This is a genomic window from Kitasatospora sp. NPDC056531, from assembly GCF_042794375.1.
Taxonomy (GTDB): Bacteria; Actinomycetota; Actinomycetes; order Streptomycetales; family Streptomycetaceae; genus Kitasatospora.
Genome location: NZ_JBHTTU010000183.1, coordinates 1 through 6,287, shown reverse-complemented (window position 1 = coordinate 6,287; position 6,287 = coordinate 1). Strand labels below are relative to the sequence as shown.

General features: G+C 68.8%; 5 protein-coding genes. All 5 read left to right on the top strand.

Going from position 1 to position 6,287, the window contains the following annotated elements; genetic code table 11:
* Positions 1–630 precede the first annotated feature (630 nt).
* The 5 genes from ACFQ87_RS43595 to ACFQ87_RS43575 all read left to right on the top strand — a co-directional run bounded on the left by ACFQ87_RS43595 (position 631) and on the right by ACFQ87_RS43575 (position 6,247).
* The gene (locus tag ACFQ87_RS43595) at positions 631–2,958 is read left to right on the top strand and encodes an Orn/Lys/Arg decarboxylase N-terminal domain-containing protein (protein WP_380616583.1); all 2,328 of its coding nucleotides are present in this window, start codon (positions 631–633) and stop codon (positions 2,956–2,958) included.
* A 190-nt stretch (positions 2,959–3,148) separates the two neighbouring features.
* On the top strand, positions 3,149–3,649 hold the full coding sequence (locus ACFQ87_RS43590) for a group II intron reverse transcriptase/maturase (RefSeq protein WP_380616582.1): 501 nt from the start codon (positions 3,149–3,151) through the stop codon (positions 3,647–3,649).
* Between the two features lie 122 nt (positions 3,650–3,771).
* The gene (locus tag ACFQ87_RS43585; protein WP_380615903.1) at positions 3,772–4,080 is read left to right on the top strand and encodes a transposase; all 309 of its coding nucleotides are present in this window, start codon (positions 3,772–3,774) and stop codon (positions 4,078–4,080) included.
* Positions 4,081–4,167: 87 nt separating this feature from the next.
* Positions 4,168–5,226: a tyrosine-type recombinase/integrase gene (locus ACFQ87_RS43580; protein WP_380616581.1), complete on the top strand. Its 1,059-nt coding sequence runs from the start codon at positions 4,168–4,170 to the stop codon at positions 5,224–5,226.
* Positions 5,186–6,247 carry a tyrosine-type recombinase/integrase gene (locus ACFQ87_RS43575; protein ID WP_380616580.1) on the top strand — a complete coding sequence of 354 codons (1,062 nt, stop codon included), beginning with the start codon at positions 5,186–5,188 and terminating at the stop codon, positions 6,245–6,247. The genes ACFQ87_RS43580 and ACFQ87_RS43575 overlap by 41 nt, the downstream gene beginning before the upstream one ends.
* Positions 6,248–6,287 lie beyond the last annotated feature (40 nt).

Below are 6,287 nucleotides of genomic sequence, written 5' to 3'. Positions count from 1 at the left end.
GCTACCTCGCCGGCCTCCACCTTCGCGGCGCAATGATCTGGATCAAAGACCTCAACAGGACCACTCCTTGATCGCGACCAAATACGCTCCCTAGTCGACTGGCGTTATCGGCGCAGCTGGTCCCACGTCTCCGGCTTGACGCGGCTCCAGGGCAAATCGGGCACGGCCCCTTCCGGTCAGAACTGGGCCCGTTCAGCCAGCGGTGTGACTCGTACGGTGTGAGCACCGCGGCCGATGGGGAGTCGGTCGCCGAAGGCGATGTCGAAAGCCTGGAGCGGGCTTCCAGGGGTGCTGCACTTGGCCGTGGTGGCCGGCCGTGGGACGGGGCCGTGGGCAGGGTGCGGCCAGGCGAATCGTCTGGACGAGGACGGGCTGCGGTTCGCCGACGAGACTTGCACGGCTCGGCTCGGCTCTGCGCCGCCATCGGCTGCACCGGGAGCCCGTGGAACCGCAGTCGCTGTGCCGCGCCGCCACCCAGACCCTGTGGCTGGAGACCCCTCACCCCATGGGAACGCTGTCAGGCGTTAGCGCCTTCGAGTGAAGCGCAGCGAATACCGCCGCTGATGTGCCCCGGCCGGACGAGAGTGTGCCGGGCGCCGAAGGGCGCTGTGGGTCACGGAGGGGGCTGTCATGGTGAGCGGCACTGTGTTGTTGGCGCTGCGCGAGAACCCGCTGCAAGGAGGGGTGAGCACCGAGCAGTTGCGGCGGATCGGCAAGGAGTTGGAGAACCAGGGCCTGGCCCTCCGCTGGGCGGCTACCGCCCGGGACGCGCGGGCGGTCCTGCGTACGGAGTCGGGGCTCGCGGCGGCCGTGGTGGCCTGGGACCTGCCAGGCGACGACGGCGGCGACCAGGAGGGCGGCGGCGCGGACGTCCTGCGGCTGATCCAGCGCCGGTTCAAGGACCTCCCGGTCTTCCTGCTCATGGCGGACGAGTCCGACCACGACCTGGAGCGGCTGCCGCTGTGGGTCTCGGAGGCCGTGGTCGGCTACATCTGGCCGCTCGAGGACACCGCCGCCTTCATCGCCGGCCGGGTCACCGCCGCCGCCCGCGCCTACCATCGGGACGTCCTTCCGCCGTTCTTCAAGGCGCTGCGCCGCTTCGACGACGCGCACGAGTACTCCTGGCACACCCCCGCGCACTCCGGCGGTGTCGCGTTCCTGAAGTCCGCGGCGGGGCGGGCCTTCTTCGACTACTTCGGCGAGCGCCTCTTCCGTAGCGACCTGTCGATCTCGGTGGGAGAGCTCGGGTCGCTGTTCGAGCACAACGGGCCGATCGGGGAGGCCGAGCGCAACGCCGCCCGGGTCTTCGGCGCCGACCGCACGTACTTCGTCCTGCACGGCAACTCCACCGCGGACCGCATGGTGGGGCACTACAGCGTCACCGCCGACGAGATCGCGCTCGTGGACCGCAACTGCCACAAGTCCGTGCTGCACGGCCTGGTGATCTCCGGTGCCCGTCCCGTGTACCTGGTTCCCACCCGCAACGGCTACGGCCTCGCCGGCCCGCTGCCGCCAGCCGAGATCGCCGCGGACGCCGTGGCCGCCCGCATCGCCGCCAACCCGCTGACGGCCGGGGCGGTGTCGGACCGGGCCCAGTACGCGGTGGTGACCAACTCCACCTACGACGGGTTGTGCTACGACACCCTCGGCGCGGCGCACGCTCTCGCCCCGAGCACACCGCGCCTGCACTTCGACGAGGCGTGGTTCGCCTACGCCCGCTTCCACCCCCTCTACGCCCGCCGTTACGGCATGGCCGTCGGCCCGGACACCTTCGAGGGCCCGCAGCGGCCCACCGTGTTCGCCACGCAGTCCACGCACAAGCTGCTCGCCGCCCTGTCGCAGGGCGCCATGGTGCACGTCAGGACCTCGCCCCGCGCGCCCGTCGAACACGAGCGCTTCAACGAGGCGTTCATGATGCACGGCACCACGTCACCGCTCTACCCGGCGATCGCCTCCCTCGACGTGGCAACCGCGATGATGGACGGCCCACAGGGCCGGTGGCTGATCGACGAGGCGCTCACCGAGGCCGTCCGCTTCCGCCAGGCCGTCATCCGTACCGGACGCCGGATCGTCGACGCGGGAGACCGGCCCGACTGGTTCTTCGGCATCTGGCAGCCCGACGAGGTAACCGATCCGGCCACCGGCCGGCGCATGCCCTTCGCCGACGCCCCCGCGGCGCTGCTGCGCGACGAGGCGAGTTGCTGGCTCCTGGAACCGGGCGCCGACTGGCACGGCTTCGAGGGCCTCGAAGACGGCTACTGCATGCTCGATCCGATCAAGGTCACCCTGACCTGCCCCGGGGTGACGGCGAAGGGCGAGACCTCGCCGTGGGGCATTCCCGCACGCGTGTTGACGGCGTACCTGGCCACCCGCGGGATCGTCGTGGAGAAGACCGACAGCTACACCACGCTGATCCTGTTCTCCATGGGCATCACCAAGGGCAAGTGGGGCACCTTGATGGACGCCTTGATGGACTTCAAGACCCTCTACGACACCGATGCGCCGTTGGAGCGGGTGCTGCCCGGCCTCGTTGCCCAGTTCCCTTCCCGGTACGCGGGCACGACGCTGCGCGACCTGTGTCAGCGGATGCACGAGCACCTCACCCGCGCGGAGCTGATCACCGCACTCGACACCGCGTTCCAGCAGCTCCCCAAGCCCGTGGAACCGCCCCAGCGCTGCTACCAGCGGCTGATCCGAGGGGGCACCGAACGCGTACGCCTGAGCGCGGCCGCCGATCGGGTCGCGGCCGCCATGGTCACGGTGACGCCTCCGGGCATCCCGGTGCTCATGCCCGGTGAGTCGACCGGTGCCGCCGACGGACCGCTCCTGCGCTACCTGCGCGCTCTGGAGTCCTTCGACAGGGCCTACCCCGGCTTCCACAGCGAGGCGCACGGCGTCACCGTCGAGACTGTCACCGGGGACTACCTGATCGAGTGCGTCCGCCGACCGGAAGCCTGAACCAGCGCACAACGAGGCTCCCTGGCGCGCGGGTCGAGACGTCGGACATCTCGCTCGACCGCCAGGGAGCCTCGCTCGTTCTGCACTCGCGCCAGGCCCTGTCTCAGGACGGTAAGGGCCTGTACGGTCTTCGGCTCTGTCGCGTAATCGGCTCTGTCACACATCCGGTGGTAGCGGAGCGTCACACTGCGTGCATCACCTGGGCAGGCTCCAGTGGGTCATGGAGACCTCTCTGCTGAAGACGCTGGCTCGGAAACACCGGTCCACGGTCTCGAAGACGGCGCGCAAGTACAGAGCCACCGTCAAGACGGCCGACGGAACGCTCCGTTGTTTCCAGGTCACCGTTCCACGCGGCGAGGACAGGCAGCCACTGGTCTCCCGCTTCGGCGGGATATCGCTCAAACGACAGCGCACGGCAGTTCTTACCGACCAACGGCCGGTCATGGCCAGCGCGAAGCGGAACGAGCTGATCCACAGGCTCCTCGCCGAGTGCTGCGAGATCTGCGAATCGCGGACGAAGCTGGAAGTCCACCACGTCCGCAAACTCGCCGACCTCAACCGGCCCGGTCGTCGGGACAAACCCGCCTGGGTGCAACTGATGGCCAAGCGAAGGCGCAAGACCCTTGTGACCTGTCGCCGCTGCCATGAGGACATCCATGCAGGGCGGGGCACCGCGCCGCTTCGGAAGTAGTCACTGGAGAGCGGGATGCCGGGAAACTGGCCCGTCCCGTTCGGGAAGGGGCCGTCGGAAAAGGACCTCAGCCTGAGGCACCTCGTCGGCGGCCTACTTCACCCCGGAGGAAGCAGTGCCAGGTGGGAACCAAGAGCAACATGAGTAAGCGGTATACGGCGGAGTTCAAGCGGGACGCGGTCGCGCTCGTCCGGTCCTCTCCGCACCGGAACGTGACCGAGATCGCGCGGGAGCTGGGGGTCAGCCCGGAGGGGCTGCGGGGCTGGGTCAAGCAGGACCGCACCGACCGGGGCGAGGGCAGGCCGGGCGAGCTGACCAGCGCCGAGCGCGAGGAGCTCACTCGCCTGCGGAGGCAGACAGTCGAGCAGCAGAAGACGATCGAAATCCTGCGGAAGGCGGCCGCCTATTTCGCGACCGAGACGATACGGTGATCCGCTTCCGTTTCGTTGAGGACCACCACGGCGCCTGGGGCGTCAAGCGGATCTGCCGGGCACTGGGGATTCCCCGCTCCTCTTTCTATGCCTGGCGGGCCGGCGAGCAGGACCGCCGCGCCCGCACGGAATCTGGCGTTCTCCACGATCGAGGGTCGAGAGAAGACGGTACGGGCGTTCGTCCGCCATGCCGACGCCTTCCCGTGGGCCTGGTCGCCGCAGATGCTGGACGAGTGGATGGGCGACCTGCGCTCGGTGCGCGGGCTCAAGCGCTCGACACTGCGGAACTACCAGGGATCGGTGCGCTCGTTCTGCTCCTTCATCACCGATCCCGCCTACGGCTGGGCGGCGACCTGCGAGGAGCGGTTCGGCACCCACCCGGTGCAGGTCGTGCACGAGTGGAACTCCGCGGTGCACGTGGAGGAGGCCGAGGCCGACGCGGGCAAGCGGGCCTTCACCCACGACGAGCTGCAGGCGTTCTTCGACTACGCCGACGACCAGGTCGACAAGGTCCGCGGCCGGGGTCGCAAGGGCTGGCTGCCGGCCTTCCGCGACGCGGTGCTCTTCAAGACCGCCTACGCCTTCGGCCTGCGGCGCAACGAGACGAGGATGCTCGGCACCGTCGACTTCGGCCGCAACCCCGACGGGCCCGAGTTCGGCGACTACGGCGTCCTCTACGTGCGCCACGGCAAGGCGAAGAAGGGCTCGCCGCCCAAGCGCCGCAGCGTGCTGACCGTCTGGGACTGGTCGGCGGAGATCCTGCAGCAGTGGAACGAGGAGGTCCGCCCGCACTTCGCCACCGCGGGCGCCGGGGCTCTCTGGCCGTCGGAACGCTCGGCGCGGGTCGGGTTCTCGCAGATGAACACCCGCTTTGCCGCCTACCGGGACGCGCTGGGCCTGGACGAGAATCTGGACTTCCACTCCTTTCGGAGGTCCTACGTCACCCACCTGATCGAGGACGGCTGGGACGCCCGCTTCGTCCAGGTTCTCTTGAGTCCTCAGCGGTGTGTCCATGACGTGCAGCACGAGCCCGGGGCGGGCGGAGATCTGTGTGGCGGAGGTGGTTATCTACCGCCGTCCACCACGCAGTTCCCCGGGAGGTTTGATGCTGGTGCAACGGGTGCTGATGCCCGACTCGCCGCTTGAGTCGTGGACGGTCCTCGGCGATGAGGGCGGCATAGTCGAGCCGATCGAGCGGTACCTGGCCTACCTGACGGCGATCGAGCGGTCGCCGAACACGATCAAGGCATACGCCCATGATCTGAAGGACTGGTTCGTCTTCCTCGACCGACGCGGCCTGGACTGGCGCGAGGTTCGGCTGGAGGACCTGGGCGAGTTCGTCGCCTGGCTCCGGCTGCCTCCCGCGGGCCGCGACGGCGGTGTCACATTGCTGCCCTCGGCGGAGCATCACTGCGGGGTGACCATGGTCAACCGGAAGCTGTCCGCGGTCAGCGGCCTGTACGTCTTCCACGCACGTCACGGTGTGGATCTTGGTGATCTCGTCACCGAGTTGCAGCCGGTCCGCGCCCGGCGCGCGGGCTGGAAGCCGTTCCTGTATCACCTGGCCGGCGGCCAGCCCGAGCGTCGCCGCACGATCAAGCTGAAGACGCCCCGTACGCATCCGACGCTCCTGACCGCCACCCAGGCCCAGGCGATCCTGGACGCCTGCACCCGGTTGCGGGACCGGTTCCTGTTCGCGCTGCTGTGGGAGACGGGGATCCGGATCGGCGAGGCCCTGGGCCTGCGGCACGAGGATCTGGCCGTGGCAGAAGGCGAGTTGACCGTGACGCCGCGCGTCAACGACAACCGGGCACGGGCCAAGTCCGCCTCTCCCCGCACCGTTCCCGTCGGTCCCGAGATCGTGCGGCTCTACGCCGACTACCTGCACGGTGAGTACGGCGACCTGGACAGCGACTACATGTTCGTCAACCTGTGGGGCGGCTCCTACGGTCATCCGCTAACCTACGCCTCCGTCTACGACCTGGTGCTGCGGCTGCGGCGCGAGGTCGGGTTCGACTTCGATCCCCACTGGTTCCGGCACACCCGGGCCACCCTGCTTCTGCGACAGGGGGTACCGATCGAAGTGGTCAGCACATTGCTCGGACATTCCTCGATACTGAAATTGAATGAGTGGTGTCGGGGGCTGGCCGGGGTCAGCCATCCATGATCAGTCCGGCTTGGGTGAGGCATCCGTCGATCAGATCCGG